The organism is Croceitalea sp. MTPC6, from assembly GCF_036985525.1.
Taxonomy (GTDB): Bacteria; Bacteroidota; Bacteroidia; order Flavobacteriales; family Flavobacteriaceae; genus Croceitalea.
In genome coordinates this window covers 18103-34962 of sequence record NZ_BTGR01000011.1, presented here as the reverse complement: position 1 = coordinate 34962, position 16860 = coordinate 18103, and the positions used below count along the sequence as shown (strand labels likewise).

The following is a 16860-nucleotide window of genomic DNA, read 5'->3' as shown; positions in this document are numbered from 1 at the left end:
ATGCATATAGAAACGAATAAAAAAATTGTTCACAAAAGTGATAACGAAGTATTTGACTTTCTTATCGATGTAAAAAACTTTGAGGTCTTAATGCCTGAAAATATTGATAAGTTTGAGGTTTTGGATGAAAACACTTTTAAGTTTGCATTAAGTGGAATGCCAGAAATAGTCCTTAGATTAAAAGAACAACATCCCAATGAAAAAGTAATCCTTGGTGCAGCTAGTGACAAATTGCCATTCACCCTTACTGCCGACATTAATTCTATTGCAGAAAATGAAACTGAGGTAAGTCTAAGTTTTGAAGGGGAATTTAATGCAATGATGGCTATGATGATAAAAAGTCCCATCACAAAATTCATGGATACTTTATCTAGCAATATGGACAAAATTGGTCAATAAAGTAAGCTTATCTCTTTAAAACCAAATTTCTTAATTACTTCATCTTCCAATTCAACTATTAATAGACCTGTAGAATCAACCCCTCTGATAATACCGGTGAATTTTTCGTTTTTAGCATTTTTAAATGTGGAAGCTTTATCCTTTCTGTACATTTTTTTTATGTAGTCATCCCTTAAATTCTCATGGGGTGAAGAAAAGTAAAATTTCAGCTTAGCCAAAAGCATTTCTAATAGTTCATCCAAATTAAAATTAGCCCCAAATACTAATTTTAATGATGTAGCTTTTTCTATAGTTCCAAAATCTGTTTGGTTCACATTGATTCCAATTCCTATGACGGATGAGTGGATTAATTTTCCTTTTAAAATATTTTCAATTAATATCCCGCATATTTTTTGATTTCCTGACAGAATGTCGTTAGGCCATTTTACACTTAAATTTGGTACCGTTAACTCGTTTAAAACATTGTAAACTGCCAATGAAACTATACAGTTTAGGTCAAACTGGTTTTGGACCTGAAAATCATTAAGTCTCTTTAATATGCTGAAGGTAAGGTTTTTACCCTTTTGAGAACTCCATTCTGTGCCCATCTGTCCCCTCCCTTTTTGTTGTAATTCGGCAGATACTACGGTAAAATCCTCTATCGGTTGGGACAGAACCAATTTCTTTAAATAGAGATTAGTGGAGTCCGTGGCATCAAGTTTGATTATTGGCATTTGTACGCATGAAATATTAATACTGAATGTAATGTTAAAAACGCAGTGCGACAAAACAAAAAAACAATAACTTTGTAGAAACCTAAAATTTTTGAATGCAGAAAAACAAAGCTAGCGCAGATGAACTAATATCCTTAATATTACACGGAATAGAAGAAGTAAAGGGAGTAGATATAAACCTACTTGACTTGAGGGAAATAGAAAATACAGTTTGTGACTACTTTATTATTTGCAATGGTACATCCAACACGCACGTCAACGCAATCGTATCTTCAGTACAAAAGACGGTAAGTAAAGCAATTAAAGATAAACCCTGGCACGTAGAAGGTTCTGAAAATGCAGAATGGGTCTTAATGGATTACGTTAATGTAGTGGTACATGTATTTCAAAAACATATTAGGGACTTCTACGACATTGAAGGCTTATGGGGAGACGCTAAAGTAACCCTAGTAGAGAGTAGCTATAATCAATAGAAAAAATGGCAAAAGACAACAATACAAATACCCCCAAGAAACCTCGTTTTAGTTCATGGTGGATTTACGGAATAGTGTTAGCACTTATTATCGGCTTTCAATTCATAGGCAGTAGTGCTTTTTCTAGTACCGAAAAAACAACTACTTCAGAATTACAAGAGTACCTAAGAAATGGCGATATCAAAAAGATTATCGTCATTAAAAACTTAGGTCAGGCAAAAGTGTTTTTAACCGAAGCCGCACTGCAGAAGCAAGTCCATGCCAAGGTGAATGAAAAGCCACTGATTCCATATTCAGGCATTGTTCCACAATACATATTGGAGTATGGTGATTTACAAATTTTTCAGAATGAAATTGACGAGATTAAGGCAGAGAACAGTCTTGAGACCATCGTAGAATTTGACACTGAGCAAAACTATATCGGTGATGTCTTGTCGTTCATATTACCGTTTATTCTAATCATAGGGATTTGGATATACTTAATGAGAAGAATGTCTGGCGGTGCTGGTGGTGGTGCTGGAGGACAAATATTTAACATTGGGAAATCAAAAGCCAAACTTTTTGATGAAAAAACGGATACCAGGACTTCGTTTAAAGACGTAGCTGGTCTTGAAGGTGCAAAAGAGGAAGTACAGGAAATTGTAGAATTCTTAAAGAATCCCGATAAATATACTTCTTTGGGTGGAAAAATACCAAAGGGTGCACTTTTGGTAGGACCTCCGGGAACTGGTAAGACCCTTTTGGCAAAGGCTGTTGCTGGAGAAGCAAAAGTACCTTTCTTCTCTCTATCTGGGTCAGATTTTGTAGAAATGTTTGTTGGTGTTGGTGCTTCTAGGGTTAGAGATTTGTTTAAGCAGGCGAAAGACAAATCGCCCGCAATAATATTTATAGATGAAATTGATGCTATTGGCCGTGCCAGAGGCAAAAATAATTTTACTGGTTCCAACGATGAACGTGAAAACACCTTAAATCAACTATTGACCGAGATGGATGGTTTTGGCACCAATACAAATGTTATAGTAGTGGCAGCTACCAACCGTGCAGATGTTTTGGACAAAGCCTTAATGCGTGCCGGTCGTTTTGATCGTCAAATCTATGTAGATTTACCAGATATCAGGGAAAGAAAAGAAATTTTTGAAGTACACCTTCGCCCAATAAAAACATCTGAAACATTGGATTTGGATTTCCTTGCCAAACAAACTCCAGGTTTTTCTGGTGCCGACATTGCAAATGTTTGTAACGAAGCTGCACTAATTGCTGCTAGAAAAGAGAAGAAAGCTGTAAACAAACAAGACTTTTTAGATGCAGTGGACAGAATTGTTGGCGGGCTTGAAAAGAAAAATAAAATTATTACCCAAGAAGAGAAAAAAACAATTGCGTTTCACGAAGCTGGTCATGCAACGGTAAGTTGGATGTTGGAACATGCCGCACCTTTAGTAAAAGTAACTATTGTCCCTCGTGGTCAATCCTTGGGTGCTGCATGGTATTTGCCTGAAGAAAGATTGATTGTTCGTCCAGACCAAATGTTAGATGAAATGTGTGCCACTATGGGTGGGCGTGCTGCTGAAAAAGTGATATTCAATAAAATTTCTACCGGTGCTTTAAGTGACCTTGAAAAAGTAACCAAGCAAGCTCGTGCGATGGTTACCATATATGGTTTAAATGAGGAACTAGGAAATATTACATATTACGATTCTTCTGGTCAAAATGAATATGGTTTCACTAAGCCTTATAGTGAAGAGACCGCTCAAAAAATTGATGAAGAAATTTCCAAAATCATTGAAGAGCAATATAAACGTGCGGTTAGCCTACTAAAGGACAACAAAGATAAATTAACAGCTCTCGCTGAACGCCTTTTAGAAAAAGAGGTTATTTTTAAGGATGATTTAGAGAAAATCTTTGGAAAAAGACCATTTGAAAAAGCTGCTTTAGTAGATGAAGAGACTAAAGTTGCAGCTAGTGAAGAAGAAGAAAGCAAATAGATTTACGCTTAAGATAATTTGTTTTAACCCAAATAATGGGAGTATTTGGTAAACTTTTTGGAGGAGGTAAAAAAGTTTCTAAGGAGACCACGGAAACTAGAGGCGAACATATGCCCGACCTTAAAATTCCTGTCGATGAAAAGTTCACCATATACTTTAAAAAAAATGGTGGTAAATTCATTTATTGCGAAAACTTCTCCGAAATACAAACTGCATTAGCCAATATCATTTCAGAAAACGAGTGGAGCAATAAATTCTTTTATTGCATTGATAAAAGGTTGGAGAGTCGTTTTTCCAAAGAAAAAATGCTTTTCACCAACAAGAGAAAAGATAGTGACGTTTTCTTCACAACGTGCGAACACTTAATTGCGCATAACGGTTCTATTTTGGTCTGTTCAAATCAAATAGAAGAAAAGAAATTGAACGAACTCCCCTCAAACCTTATTGTTTTTGCAACTACAAGTCAATTGGTAGATTCCATAAGTGAGGCTCTAAAAATTATCAAAAAGAAATACGCAAAGAAAATACCAGATAATATTACCACCCTAAAGCACTTTCAATTGACCGCCGAAAATAAAAATGATTTTCTTTCTTACGGTAGTGCTTCCAAAAATGTATATCTTTTACTTCTAGAAGACTACTAGATAAATGAAAGAAGTTTTAAGAAGAGCCCTGACCGGAATTCTATATGTAGTACTATTACTTTCAGCCATTTTTTTGAATTCGGATGCGTTTGATTTTCTTTTTATGGTTTTTGGACTTGCCTGTCTTTATGAATTTAAAAGATTGACACGTTTAAAGGGATATTATATTTTCATTGCATATTTGGCATTATGGTGGGCGTATATCTATTTGGTATCGGACAAGACATTAATTACGTTATTGATGCTTTTCACCATAACCATTAATATGGCCTTATTGGTATTTCTTTTTTCTAAAAAAGAAAAATCATTCACAACAGTTCAAAAGTTTATTGTAGCGCTATTCTATATTGGCGGTGGTTGTATTTTCTTGACTATGATTCCATATAAAGATGATAGTTTTGCCAAATTTTTAATAATGGGAATATTCATTTTAGTTTGGGTAAGTGATACTTTTGCATATTTAGTGGGTAAAACTTTGGGCAGAACAAAACTATATTCAGCAGTCTCTCCAAAAAAAACTATAGAAGGTTCATTGGGGGGGTTATTTTTTGCATTGATTGCCGCGTATTTTCTAGCAAAGTATGAAACTACTTTAAGTCTAAATCAATGGTTAATTTTAGCTGCTGTAATTGTCATAACAGGTGGTCTGGGAGACTTATTGGAATCAAAATTTAAGCGCATGGCAGGAGTTAAAGATAGTGGTGCGATACTTCCAGGGCATGGTGGAATGCTAGATAGATTGGATAGCTTGGTTTTTGCCGCTCCTTTTGCTTATTTGACTTTAAATTTGTTTACATATGTTTCATAAAGAAGGCCAAACAATAATTCTCACTTCTTTTTTTATTGTAGCTGCAATAGTGCTGGCATCTCAATTTTACATTGATGTTTTTTGGTTAAGGGTTTTATTACAGTTGACCGCCCTTATATTTCTGATATTGATTCTTCAATTTTTCCGAAATCCTAAACGTTTGGTAACCCCAAACTTTAATGAAATCTTAGCCCCAGTAGATGGGAAGGTTGTAGTTATAGAGGAGGTTGAAGAAAATGAATATTTTAATGAGAAAAGGAAACAAGTATCTATTTTTATGTCACCATTGAATGTTCATGTGACAAGATATGCTTCCAGTGGAACAATTACTTATTCTAAATACCATCCTGGAAAATATCTAGTCGCTTGGCATCCAAAATCCAGTACAGAGAACGAACGTACAACAGTAGTTATCCGTACACCAAAATTTGGGGAAATCCTATATAGACAAATTGCAGGTGCGATGGCTAGGAGAATTGTGAACTATGCTGAGGAAGGGGAACAAGTGACCCAAGGAGAAGATGCAGGTTTTATTAAATTTGGGTCTAGAGTCGATTTATTTCTCCCCTTAGATGCAGATATAAACGTCGACCTAAATCAAAAAGTAGTTGGGGCAAAAACATGCATAGCTACCGTTAAAAGTGACAATGGCTAGTGAGAAAATAAATAAGGAGTTTAAGGAAGCGGTTGAATTTGTAAACAACTATTCTGAACCCTTACCCGCTGATTTGTTGCTCAAATTATATGCTTATTATAAAATAGCTAATAAAAACTTTAACAACCCTGGTAGCAAAACTCCATTGATTAATGCATTTAAAGCAAATGCACTCATACAGGCCAAGAATATCAGTAGAAAAGAGGCAATGAAAAAGTATATTGAATTGGTTAACAACTCAATTAGAAAGTCCTAAGTAACCATCGAACTAGATTGCCGTTCTTCCTCAAGATAAGTGAAATAAAAGCTACACAAGACTCCTATCAAGAAATAAGCAGCAATTACATAGCTACCTAGAGGTAGGTATGAGTTCAATCCAAACCAGTCTCCAGTAAAAAATACTATTAACAAACCTGCAATACTTCTTAGTACTTCAATCCAAATGGTATATGATTTTCTATCCATTAAACTGGTGTAGCTGAAAATGCCAACAAACACAACAGCACTGAAAACTAATAATCCGTTAAAACTGATTTCTGAATAATTATAAAGCATGAATAAGAGCAATCCTGTGTTGAAAAGCAACTGAAAAATGGAATACCCCTTAAGTGCCAATGAACTTTTAGGCTTGTATCTGTTGAAATTATAAACATCCTTAATTGTCAAAACCAGATGTTGTTCAGCCACATCCTTGGGTCTCCAACCTGTTGGCATAAACCAAATACGGAATTTATCCCATACATTTTTGGTACGCCAAGCATCTTTTAACAATTGCCAAAAATGCTGAAAATTAATCAAAATAGGGTTCCAAGTAGCTGCTGGTTTTAAAACACCGTATTGTGGTGGCACCTCATCCAATTCTTCCTGAAATGTTCCAAACCACCTATCCCAAACACATAAAATCTGACCCAAGTTTTTATCTATATACTCAGGATTTATAGCATGATGAACCCTATGCTGAGAAGGGGTGACAATAATATGTTCCAGCCAGCCAAGCTTTCCAATATGTTGGGTATGGTACCAGAATTGAGCAAAAAGATGTATTGGTGCTAAAACAGCAATAACTTCGTTAGGAACTCCCAATATAGCTGCCGGAATTAATAACAGTGCAAAATAACCAACAACATTAGAAATGGATTGCCGTAAAGCACATGCCAAATTAAATTCTTCACTACTATGGTGAATAACGTGTTGGTTCCAAAAAATATTCACGTGATGGCTCAAACGATGGTTCCAATAACCTGCAAAATCAATAGCTATGAATGCAACTACCCAAATAAACCAGGATGCTTCTATCTTAAAAAGGGACAGATTTTCCACTAAAAATGGATAGCTTACCAACACCAAAACCAATCCTAAAGAATCTTTAATGATATTAGTGAGTCCAGAACTTAAGCTACTCACCGTATCCATTACGTTATGCTTCTGATTTTTTATTAAAGCTCCATAAAGAACCTCAACAAGTACTAACCCAGTAAAAAAGGGGATTGCATAAAGTAACGCAGCAGCATAGGTTTCCATAGCTTAAATATAAAAAAGCTTTACAAAACCCACGTATTCAAATTTCTTAAAACAAACTATTTCTGTGGGGAATTAGAACGGGAGACCTTACCAGCTCATCGGAAAAGTTAGTCAGGAGTGATAAACTTTTCAATATCGTTAGCATCAGTTAAATCTGGAATATGCTCAGTTCTTGGATAGCAGAGGACACTTTTGGAAGATTCATGCACCAAATTACAAACTGCTTTGGGCAGCTCTTTTTCATTACGAATGGGGTCAAGCTTACAATTTTTCAAGTAGGGATAAATAACCTCACCTGAAAAATTAAAGATATTCATGCTAACCCTTAAAATTCCATTGGCATCTCTGTACGCATCCAATTCATCTTCTTTGGGTTTTTCCACAATGTCCTGCAAAAATCCACCTGCGTCAATATGCATTAAAGCAAATTTTGCAATACGTTCCCTAGAAAACTTTAATCCTTCACTACTGTAACTTATTAGTGCATTTGGAGCTTCCCTATCCTTTTTCAAATCCATAAAAGCTCCAGTGGAATATAGGTTATCACCATTACAGACTGTAAAGCGTTCTTTTAATAAATCGGGATATTGCTCTAAACACTGTTGCAAGGCATCTGCCGTTCCCAAGGGTTTTTCTCGATTTTCAGGTATATATTGTACTGCAAAATCTATATTTACGACTCCATCAATTTTTTTTGCAAATTCTTTGAAAGCACCATTTTCTACAGAAGTAATTATATAAACTCTCTTAATCTGGGCAGCAAGAGCATTCTTCAACAAATAATACAATAAAGGACGTTTGTCCTTTCCAACTGGAATAAGGGATTTATGTAGTTTTTTAGCTATTTGCAAAGTTTCCCCATCCAAAGAAGTGGCACTTAAACTTTTCTTCATTCTAGAAGAGGCACCCCCAGCCAATATGACCAAGCTTTCATTTTTCATATATAAATTTTTACTTCATAAGCTTTTACTGCTCCTGCATCTAAAAAAGCTTCAATCACTTTACTTTTTGAGTTTTCATCCGTTAAGGCCACCATACACCCTCCTCCTCCAGAGCCAATAATTTTAGCACCGTATGCTCCACTCTTACAGGCTTTATCCATCATTTTTATCATTTTTGACGGTGTGTTCTGTATCTGATTCTGTAAAATTCCTTGGTGCTGGTTCATTAAGATTCCTATTTTTTCTACATCTGGGCTATCCTTCTTAAATTCTTGCTTTGCTTTTTTGGTGATATCAAAATTAAAAATACTTGCGTACCAATACGCTCGGTACTCCTCTGGAACAATATGCAAATACCTTTGATAATCCTCTACGGAAGACTCTGAGATATCAAAACTGGAATCGTGCTCTTTAACCGTTGCAATAATCTGTAAGGCATATTCTTTTGCATTTTTTAAAACTTCAAGCGTTTGTTTTTTTATGCTTGATTCCGCAACTATGATTGTTCCTATTTTTGAGCTTAAAGAATTACTTTCACCACTTTGAGTATGAATGTAAAGCATTCCTCTTTGAGCTATGGTATATTGATCCATTAAGCCTCCTGGTTGCTTAAAATAAACCACTTCTGCCTCATAAGCTAGCTGTCCTATTTGAGTATCCTTAAATGTAAAAGCGGTTTCTTGTACTGCAATTAAAAACTTGATCCAAGTAACCACTAGGGCAGATGAACTGGACAAACCTGCATTGATTGGAATGTTTCCAGATATGGAAATGTCATAACCTTGTTGAAACTCCAATCCTTGCTTTTTCAATAGTGCCATCCCGGAGCGAAAATAATCCCCATCAGCAACTTGGGTTGAGACATCATCCAGTCTTAAAGAGATATGAGTTCCAATATCCTGCAGATTGATATTGAACTTTTGCTCTGTATTCTTAGTTCCTTTCAAGTTAATAAAGCGGTCAATGGCACCAGCGATGACGGGCAGACCTAAATAATCTTGATGATCTCCAAAAAAGCATATTCTCGCAGGAACTTTTATAGTAATCATTCGCTAGCTGACTACAGAAAGTGGTTTCGTAGTTTTCCAGTTGCCCCTAGTAAAATCTGGAAATGGTTGTGGATTACCATCACTGGCAACGGAACGCTCACTTAAAGGCGCAACTGCACTCCAAAAACAGCCCTCATATACATTCTGGTCCAAAGGAAGGCCCTTCTGTAAACATTCAACAATCCTATATACCATGATACCATCCATACCGCCATGGCCACTGCCTTTAGCAGCTTGATTTAGTCTTTTATATAGTGGATGGTCATATTTCTCGTAGAGTACCTGTAGCTGTTCCCCTTGCACCCATGAATGATGGTTTTTTGTGATGCCTTCTACTCCGCCCTCTAATGCCACACGGGTTGGGAAACCGGCCAAAACACCCTTGGTGCCTTGTATTAGATTGAGTCTAGTGTATGGTCTGGGACTGGTCTCGTCCCATTGTATCATAATGGTTCTCCCCAAAGCTGTTTTAAGGATTGAAGTATTTAAATCCCCACCCCTAAAATCCAAAGCGTTCCATTTATGGTCTTCAGGATAATTTTTAGCTGCATGGGCTGTTCTTCCCCTTGCAGGGGTAGAGTAAGAAACCAAACTTTTAAAGGTGTCTTCTCCCCTACCCAAATTCATATATTGAGCAACAGGTCCTAAGCCATGTGTAGGATAAAGGTTGCCATTTCTATTGGCATAATGGTGCGTACGCCATGAACCCGTTCCTCTTTCTTGTTCTTCCATTTGCCATCGTAACTCGTGGATATAGGCTGCTTCCCCGTGCAATAACTCGCCAATAACACCTTGCCTGCACATATTTAAAAACAGTAGTTCGTCCCTACTATAATTTACATTCTCCAACATCATGCAGTGCTTTTTTGTACGCTCTGAAACATCCACAATATCCCACATCTCTGAAATAGTGACAGCAATAGGAACCTCAACAAAAGCATGCGCCCCTTGCTCCATACTCTCAATCGCCATTGGAGCATGATTTTGCCAATTGGTTGCAATAAAGACCACATCTGGTTTTATCTCTTTCAGCATTACCCTCCATTGATTCTCATCACCAGAATATTCTGCTATATTTTGGTGTCTGCCTTCATTCGCAACTTCACGTACCCAACCAATTTTTTCTTTTACTAAATCTTTGTAAACATCACAAATTGCAACTACTTCTGTATTTGGCAAAGCTGCAAGAAACTTTAGATGGTCACCGCCACGCGCGCCAACTCCAATAAATGCGGCCCTAACTGTTTCTAACTTGGGAGCAGCAAAATCTCCCATATAGGATGATTTAAATGGTCTTTCTGTATTGGATTTTAAAAAACTGGGGGTTAAAGAAACAGCCGCAGCGGATAATGACGTTTTTTGAAGAAAACGACGTCTATTTAGTTTTGACATTGATTAAATATTGAAAAAGAAAGATAATCAAAATGCGAAACACTAAGAAGACATACCGTTAAGCCTTAGTCAACTACTACAGACCTAGGGCCACAATAGTTTTTAAATCAATAACATTAGTAATGTTAGAACTACTCCACCAGCAGCAAAGTAAAGCCCTTTCTTAAACAGAGTACTTCCTGGCAAAAACATCCAAAAGGCAGAAACCACAAAGAAAAGTAATGCCACTCCAAAGAAAATATTTAAGAAAAATAATGGATCCTTGGTAGTTGCCTTATGCATGTGGGTCATTTTATCCAATACCAATGGTAATTTTTTGGTCATGTAGCTTACTTCACCAGTTGTAGCATTATAGGAACCTTTATCAAAATGAGCCAAGGCTCCTTCTTTTGAGGTAAAATTCAGCCCTTTAATTTTGATGGCCTTCCCCAATTCTTCTGCACTTAAGTTAGCCGCTACTTGTTTTTCATTGATGACCTCTACTTTGAGATAATCGGTTTTTCTAAAAATTAGAACGATACCACTGATAGCATAAACCCCCATTATTCCAGCTAAAAAGAAACCTAAATAGCGATGATAAATCCTCATTTTATTGGAAAACTCTCCTTGTCTTGACATTATTTAGAATGATTTTAAACAAAGAAAAGTCTTTTGTGATTTATATACAAGAGAAAATTAGAATTCCTGTACAATAGTTTAGCTTTGTACGCTTATTTACCTCTGTGAAGAAAGCATTCTTTTTTATGGTATTGAGTACAGCCTCATTTTCATTAATGAATGCTTTCATAAAATACTTGGACCATATTCCCGGGTTCCAATTAGTATTTTTTAGGTCTATAACCTCATTTGTTTTTGCAACCACCTATTTAATTCATCATAAAATTCCAGTATTGGGAAACCAAAGAAAGTTATTGTCTTTAAGGGCAATAGCCGGGCTTATTTCTATGAGTTTATTTTTTCTCTCTTTTAAGCATTTACCTATTGGAACAGCAGTTTCCCTGCGTTATATTGCTCCAATATTTGCAGCTATTTTTGCTGTTTTCCTTTTGAAGGAAAAACTAAAACCAATCCAATTGTTCTTTTTTTTAATGGCATTTGCAGGTGTCTTAATTTTAAAGGGATTTGACAGCAATGTAAGTAATACTGGTATGGCTTTAGTGATTACCGCTTCCCTTTTTACCGGTCTAGTCTATATTTTAATACGAAAGATTGGCAAAGCCGATCATCCTGTAGTAGTGGTAAACTATTTTATGTTTTTCTCTACTGTAATAGGTGGTCTTATCTGTATTTTCAATTGGATACAACCCCAAGGATGGGATTGGGTCTTATTGGGTAGTTTAGGTGTCTTTGGATACTTTGGACAAGTTTACATGACCAAAGCGTTCCAGGCAGCACCTACAAATGTCGTAGCCCCCATAAAATATACCGAAGTCATCTTCACTATTGCCATTGGTGTTTTTTGGTTTAATGACAACTATACCTTTTGGAGCTTTTTAGGCCTCCTTTTGATTATTGGAGGACTAGTTGCAAATACTTTGGTGAAAAGAAATTAGTTATGACAAACTTGCCAAACTCTTTTCCAAGGTCTCAATTTTAGCTTCAGCATCAGCCACCTTTTTACGCTCCATTTCCACTACTTTTTCAGGGGCATTGTTTAAAAAGCGCTCATTGGATAGTTTCTTTTCAACAGACTGTAAAAAGCCTTTTGTATACTTTAGCTCCTCCTCTAGCTTGGCTATTTCAACTTCCACATCAATGGCCCCAGTCATTGGAATAAAGTATTCATTGCTCTTTACTCTAAAACTTAAGGCTCCGTCTACCGCAGCACTGACCTCTGTAATACTGTTGATATTTCCCAACTTGGTGATTACAGCATTAAATCTAGAAGAAGTGTCATCTGACTTTAACTCCATCAACTCTAAGGCATCTTTATTGGGAATATTCTTCTCTTTTCTAATATTTCGGATTCCAGAGATTATCTCAGCAGCAAATTCAAACTCGGCAACCAATTCCGCATCAAAAGAAACCTTTTGAGGCCAGTTTGCAATACAAAGTGCCTCTTCTGAGCTACGCTTTGCCATATGTTGCCACACCTCTTCACTTAAAAATGGCATAAACGGGTGTAGTATTCTTAAGTTCTTTTCAAACAAATGAATAACCGATGCCAAAGTTTTCTTATCTATTGGCTGTTGATAGGCTGGTTTCACTATTTCCAAAAACCAGGAACAGAAATCATCCCAAACCAACTTGTACATCGCCATTAAAGCATCAGAAATTCGGTATTTACTGTAATGATCTTCAATTTCCGCTAAAGTCTGATTGAACTTAGCAGTGTACCATTCAATTCCTATTTTGGCAGCTTCGGGCTGTTCTATATCTGCTACTTCCCAACCTTTTACCAATCTAAAGGCGTTCCAGATTTTATTGGCAAAATTCTTTCCTTGTTGGCACAAAGCCTCATCAAACATTAAATCGTTACCTGCCGCAGAGCTTAGCAACAGTCCAACCCTTACACCATCTGCACCATATTCTTCAATCAATTTTAAAGCATCGGGTGAATTCCCCAGTGATTTTGACATCTTACGGCGTTGTTTATCCCTTACCAGCCCAGTCAAATAGACATTTTCATAAGGTCTTTCATTGCGGAACTCATATCCGGCAACAATCATTCGTGCCACCCAAAAAAATAAAATATCTGGACCCGTAATTAAATCATTTGTGGGATAATAATAGTTTACTTCCTCATTATCGGGGTCAAGTATACCTCCAAAGACACTAATTGGCCATAACCAAGAGGAAAACCAAGTATCTAAGACATCATCATCTTGGCGTAGGTCTTCTAGGGTGATAGATTTCTCACTTCCGCTAGAAATAACTGCTTCTTGAGCTAATTTTAGCGCTTCATGTATATTCTCAGCAACAACAAAATCATTCTTTCCATCTCCATAGTAATACGCGGGTATTTGCTGTCCCCACCATAATTGACGTGAAATATTCCAATCGCGAATATTCTCCATCCAGTGACGATAGGTATTTTCGAACTTTTTAGGAAACAACTTCACCTCGCCATTTTTCAAAACAGCATCTATAGCTGGTTTTGCCAAACCTTCCATTTTTAAAAACCACTGGTCAGAAAGTCTAGGCTCTATTACAGCTTTGGTACGTTCTGAAGTACCAACTTTATTGATGTGTTGTTCTGTTTTTATCAAAAACCCCTTTTCCTCTAACTCTTTCGCAATTTCTTTCCGAACCACAAAACGGTCCTTGCCCTTATAATTTAGACCAAAAGAGTTTAGACTCGCATCTGGGTTAAAAATGTCTATTACTTCGAGTTTGTGCTTTTCTCCAAGGTTTTTATCATTCTCGTCATGCGCTGGAGTTACTTTTAAGCACCCAGTTCCAAACTCAATATCAACATATTCATCTTCAATAATGGGGATAACCCGATTACAAATAGGCACTATAGCATTTTTACCTCTCAGATGAGTGTATCTTTCATCATTTGGGTTAATACAAATAGCAGTGTCACCTAAAATAGTTTCTGGACGAGTTGTGGCAATAGTCACTTTTTCATCGGAACCTTCAATTTGATACGCCAAATAGTACAAAAGCCCTTGCCTTTCTTCATAATTCACTTCCTCATCTGAAAGCGTGGTTTGAGCTTCAGGGTCCCAATTTACCATTCTAAACCCCCTGTAAATCAATCCTTTATTAAACAAATCAATAAAAACTTTGATTACTGAAGCTGACATATCGTCATCCATAGTAAACTTTGTTCTACTCCAATCACAAGAACAGCCCAATTTCTTCAATTGCCCTAAGATTACACCTCCATACTCATCTGTCCAGTCCCAAGCATGTTTTAGAAACTCCTCACGGGTTAAATCTGATTTTTGGATACCCTCTTCTTTTAGTTTGGCCACTACTTTAGCCTCTGTAGCTATAGAAGCGTGGTCCATACCTGGCACCCAACAAGCATTTTTACCCTCTAATCTCGCTTTACGAATTAATACATCCTGTATCGTATTGTTCAGCATATGCCCCATGTGCAGGACTCCTGTAACATTTGGTGGAGGTATTACAATTGTATAAGGCTCTCTATGATCTGGTTTTGAACTAAAAAAATCATGCTTCATCCAGTAGTCATACCAGTGTCCTTCTACTTTTTTGGAATCATATTTAGATGGAATCTCCATATTTACGGTACAGTTTTTGTCTAATCAATGCTGAATTGGAATTTTGATGCGAAAAGTGATGTTAAATTTTACCATTCTTCGACCAAATGCCAATTCTAGAAATACGAAACAAAAGTAAGTAACGTTATTACATAACAAAAGAATTTTGGATGTAGGTTTCTAAAGACCTAAATTTGAAATTCCTCAAAAATTAAAAAGATGAAAAAAGCAGTACTTTTATTATTTGTAGGTCTTTTGGCCTTAAGCGTAAAAGCACAGGACAAGACCGCTAAAATTGAGTTTAAAAGTGAGACGATTGACTATGGCGAAATTGCAAAAGGTAGCGATGGACTTCGTGTATTCCAATTTACCAATACAGGGGATTCACCGCTTCTAATATCTAACGCAAAAAGTAGTTGCGGTTGTACAGTACCTCAATATCCTAAGAATACTCCCATTGCACCAGGAGAAACAGGGGAAATTAAGGTAAAATATGATACCAACCGTGTTGGTCCATTTAGAAAAGCAATCACTATTTCTTCTAATTCAGATACTCCTACTACTGTTCTAAAGATCAAAGGAACAATAAAGGGAGAAGGAACTAAGTAAAAAAAGTAAATAATACATTTAAAGCCTTGACTATTGTCAGGGCTTTTTTGATTTAAAAATGTCCTTAACCACAAAAGAAAATAGCAAATCTTTATTGTAGCGTTCTATTAAAAGTTTTACCCGTTTCCCTTCTCTATGGTTAATCATTGAAAGTATCTCTTGCAATTTGTATTGATGTACTCTTTTACCGTTAACCGCCAAAATAATATCACCTTCTTTAAGACCAGCTTCTTCAGCAGGACTACCTGCTCTAATACCAGAAACAACAATCTCTGGGACTAAGCTCAACCTTGTTTGGTTGCCAAGCAGTATTTGGACATTACCAAAGGTGTCTTTATTATCCTGTTGGACAACACCTCTAGAATTTGTTATACGCTCAGAAATATAGCGCACACCATTATGCTGCAAATCAATGCCTGCCATATTATATTGGAAAGGTTTATTGAAATTACTGTTTTTCTTTATGAAGATTTTCTTGTTTTTATAATCAAAAACAATATTGAATCTTTTTAGAATTTCGCCCCCCAAGCTTCCATTCCTATCTCCCAAGCTTTTGATTGCGCTAAATGCTTCTCTAAACGGGAATGCCGCTTTGGTATCATTAAGTAAAAAATCTCCTATTTTAACACCCTTTAATTTAGTGCGTTTGCCAAAAATATTGCCACTGAGCCCTTTTCCTAAAAAATCATCATAGTTCTTATCGGGGATTTCCAATCCTTTTTCGGGGTCATTAAAAAGCCATAATGCGTCACTACTGCCAGTATCAACCAATAATTTTACAGGTACATCAGTATCATCTTCCAACATTATACTGCCATTTAGGTAAGCTTTTTTCTTATAGACAGCTAATGGCAGTTCTTGATGCTTAGCAAGCTTCTTTTCACTATAAGATTCATTGGTGTATAGTTTTAAATGTTTACCAGTGTAATTGATATCTACTATAAAACTATTAAAGACATCATAACCAATAATCCCATGAACAGGAATGCCCAATGAAGTGGAAAAGTTTAAATCTTTATCCAAAACAACATAAAGTGACTGATTAAAATTGGCGGCATTTCCCAGTTTAAAGATGTTCTTTGTGGATTTCAAGGCCTCCATAGGTTCTCCTTCCCCCAATCCACGTAATGTAATTTTAGAAACATTATTGATTTGAATGGAATCTTGGTCTGAAAGGTTAAATAGAATTGGGCTGCTCACACCAGAATCCAGTATAAACGAGAGTTTAGAGCCATTGACCTCAACAGGAACAATCATTAAATTGTTAATCAATTCGAAATTGATTTTTTCAAACTTCTTTCCAGGAGGAATTTGAAACTTTTGAGCGTTGGAAACATGCCCAAAACATAAAACAAAACATACTATGTAGATTGTTCTCAACAACAAATCACTAGTTTTAATTGATTGACCTACATAAATATAGCGAATTATTGGCTTTAGTAACCTTAATTTAACATTATGCTTAACCCGAAATTAAAACCCTCTTAAATTGTTTTCTT

17 protein-coding genes are annotated in these 16860 nt (G+C 36.3%); 9 read left to right on the top strand and 8 right to left on the bottom strand.

Annotation, left to right across the window (positions count from 1 at the left end; all coding sequences use genetic code 11):
• The gene (locus AACP56_RS16255) at positions 1-399 is read left to right on the top strand and encodes an SRPBCC family protein (protein ID WP_339338420.1); all 399 of its coding nucleotides are present in this window, start codon (positions 1-3) and stop codon (positions 397-399) included.
• On the opposite strand, the gene AACP56_RS16250 is transcribed toward AACP56_RS16255, so the two are convergent.
• Positions 393-1112 (bottom strand): biotin--[acetyl-CoA-carboxylase] ligase, encoded by a 720-nt coding sequence (locus tag AACP56_RS16250; protein WP_339338418.1) that lies wholly within the window; start codon positions 1110-1112, stop codon positions 393-395. The genes AACP56_RS16255 and AACP56_RS16250 overlap by 7 nt on opposite strands.
• A 95-nt stretch (positions 1113-1207) precedes the next feature.
• Between AACP56_RS16250 and rsfS the strand changes: the two genes are divergently transcribed.
• The 6 genes from rsfS to AACP56_RS16220 are packed head-to-tail and all read left to right on the top strand — an operon-like array spanning position 1208 to position 5930.
• The gene (gene rsfS, locus AACP56_RS16245) at positions 1208-1585 is read left to right on the top strand and encodes a ribosome silencing factor (RefSeq protein ID WP_339338416.1); all 378 of its coding nucleotides are present in this window, start codon (positions 1208-1210) and stop codon (positions 1583-1585) included.
• A gap of 5 nt (positions 1586-1590) precedes the next feature.
• Positions 1591-3567: an ATP-dependent zinc metalloprotease FtsH gene (gene ftsH / locus AACP56_RS16240; RefSeq protein ID WP_339338414.1), complete on the top strand. Its 1977-nt coding sequence runs from the start codon at positions 1591-1593 to the stop codon at positions 3565-3567.
• Positions 3568-3602: 35 nt separating this feature from the next.
• The gene (locus tag AACP56_RS16235) at positions 3603-4211 is read left to right on the top strand and encodes an LUD domain-containing protein (RefSeq protein ID WP_339338412.1); all 609 of its coding nucleotides are present in this window, start codon (positions 3603-3605) and stop codon (positions 4209-4211) included.
• A 4-nt stretch (positions 4212-4215) separates the two neighbouring features.
• Positions 4216-5019, top strand: a complete 804-nt coding sequence (locus tag AACP56_RS16230; protein ID WP_339338410.1) for a phosphatidate cytidylyltransferase — start codon at positions 4216-4218, stop codon at positions 5017-5019.
• Positions 5009-5674 carry a phosphatidylserine decarboxylase family protein gene (locus AACP56_RS16225; protein ID WP_339338408.1) on the top strand — a complete coding sequence of 222 codons (666 nt, stop codon included), beginning with the start codon at positions 5009-5011 and terminating at the stop codon, positions 5672-5674. The genes AACP56_RS16230 and AACP56_RS16225 overlap by 11 nt, the downstream gene beginning before the upstream one ends.
• Entirely contained in the window at positions 5667-5930 is a 264-nt protein-coding gene (locus AACP56_RS16220; protein WP_339338406.1) for an acyl-CoA-binding protein, read from the top strand. Before AACP56_RS16225 ends, AACP56_RS16220 begins: the two co-directional genes overlap by 8 nt.
• On the opposite strand, the gene AACP56_RS16215 is transcribed toward AACP56_RS16220, so the two are convergent.
• From AACP56_RS16215 to AACP56_RS16195, 5 genes are all read right to left on the bottom strand, one after another.
• Positions 5927-7195 (bottom strand): sterol desaturase family protein, encoded by a 1269-nt coding sequence (locus AACP56_RS16215; protein WP_339338404.1) that lies wholly within the window; start codon positions 7193-7195, stop codon positions 5927-5929. The genes AACP56_RS16220 and AACP56_RS16215 overlap by 4 nt on opposite strands.
• A 107-nt stretch (positions 7196-7302) precedes the next feature.
• Positions 7303-8136 carry a sugar phosphate nucleotidyltransferase gene (locus tag AACP56_RS16210; protein WP_339338402.1) on the bottom strand — a complete coding sequence of 278 codons (834 nt, stop codon included), beginning with the start codon at positions 8134-8136 and terminating at the stop codon, positions 7303-7305.
• Positions 8133-9185, bottom strand: coding sequence for a mevalonate kinase family protein (locus tag AACP56_RS16205; RefSeq protein WP_339338400.1), 1053 nt, complete (start codon positions 9183-9185; stop codon positions 8133-8135). Before AACP56_RS16205 ends, AACP56_RS16210 begins: the two co-directional genes overlap by 4 nt.
• 3 nt (positions 9186-9188) lie before the next feature.
• The gene (locus AACP56_RS16200) at positions 9189-10577 is read right to left on the bottom strand and encodes a Gfo/Idh/MocA family protein (RefSeq protein WP_339338398.1); all 1389 of its coding nucleotides are present in this window, start codon (positions 10575-10577) and stop codon (positions 9189-9191) included.
• A gap of 102 nt (positions 10578-10679) precedes the next feature.
• On the bottom strand, positions 10680-11195 hold the full coding sequence (locus AACP56_RS16195; RefSeq protein WP_339338396.1) for a hypothetical protein: 516 nt from the start codon (positions 11193-11195) through the stop codon (positions 10680-10682).
• Positions 11196-11299: 104 nt separating this feature from the next.
• Here AACP56_RS16195 and AACP56_RS16190 point away from each other — a divergent pair, with 104 nt between their 5' ends.
• Entirely contained in the window at positions 11300-12130 is an 831-nt protein-coding gene (locus AACP56_RS16190) for a DMT family transporter (protein WP_339338394.1), read from the top strand.
• Here AACP56_RS16190 and AACP56_RS16185 read toward each other — a convergent pair whose 3' ends face one another.
• Entirely contained in the window at positions 12131-14773 is a 2643-nt protein-coding gene (locus tag AACP56_RS16185) for a valine--tRNA ligase (protein WP_339338392.1), read from the bottom strand.
• Positions 14774-14971: 198 nt separating this feature from the next.
• Between AACP56_RS16185 and AACP56_RS16180 the strand changes: the two genes are divergently transcribed.
• Entirely contained in the window at positions 14972-15361 is a 390-nt protein-coding gene (locus AACP56_RS16180) for a DUF1573 domain-containing protein (protein WP_339338390.1), read from the top strand.
• Between the two features lie 36 nt (positions 15362-15397).
• Here the strand turns inward: AACP56_RS16180 and AACP56_RS16175 are convergent, their stop codons facing one another.
• Positions 15398-16741, bottom strand: a complete 1344-nt coding sequence (locus AACP56_RS16175; RefSeq protein WP_339338388.1) for an aspartyl protease family protein — start codon at positions 16739-16741, stop codon at positions 15398-15400.
• Positions 16742-16860: the final 119 nt, after the last annotated feature.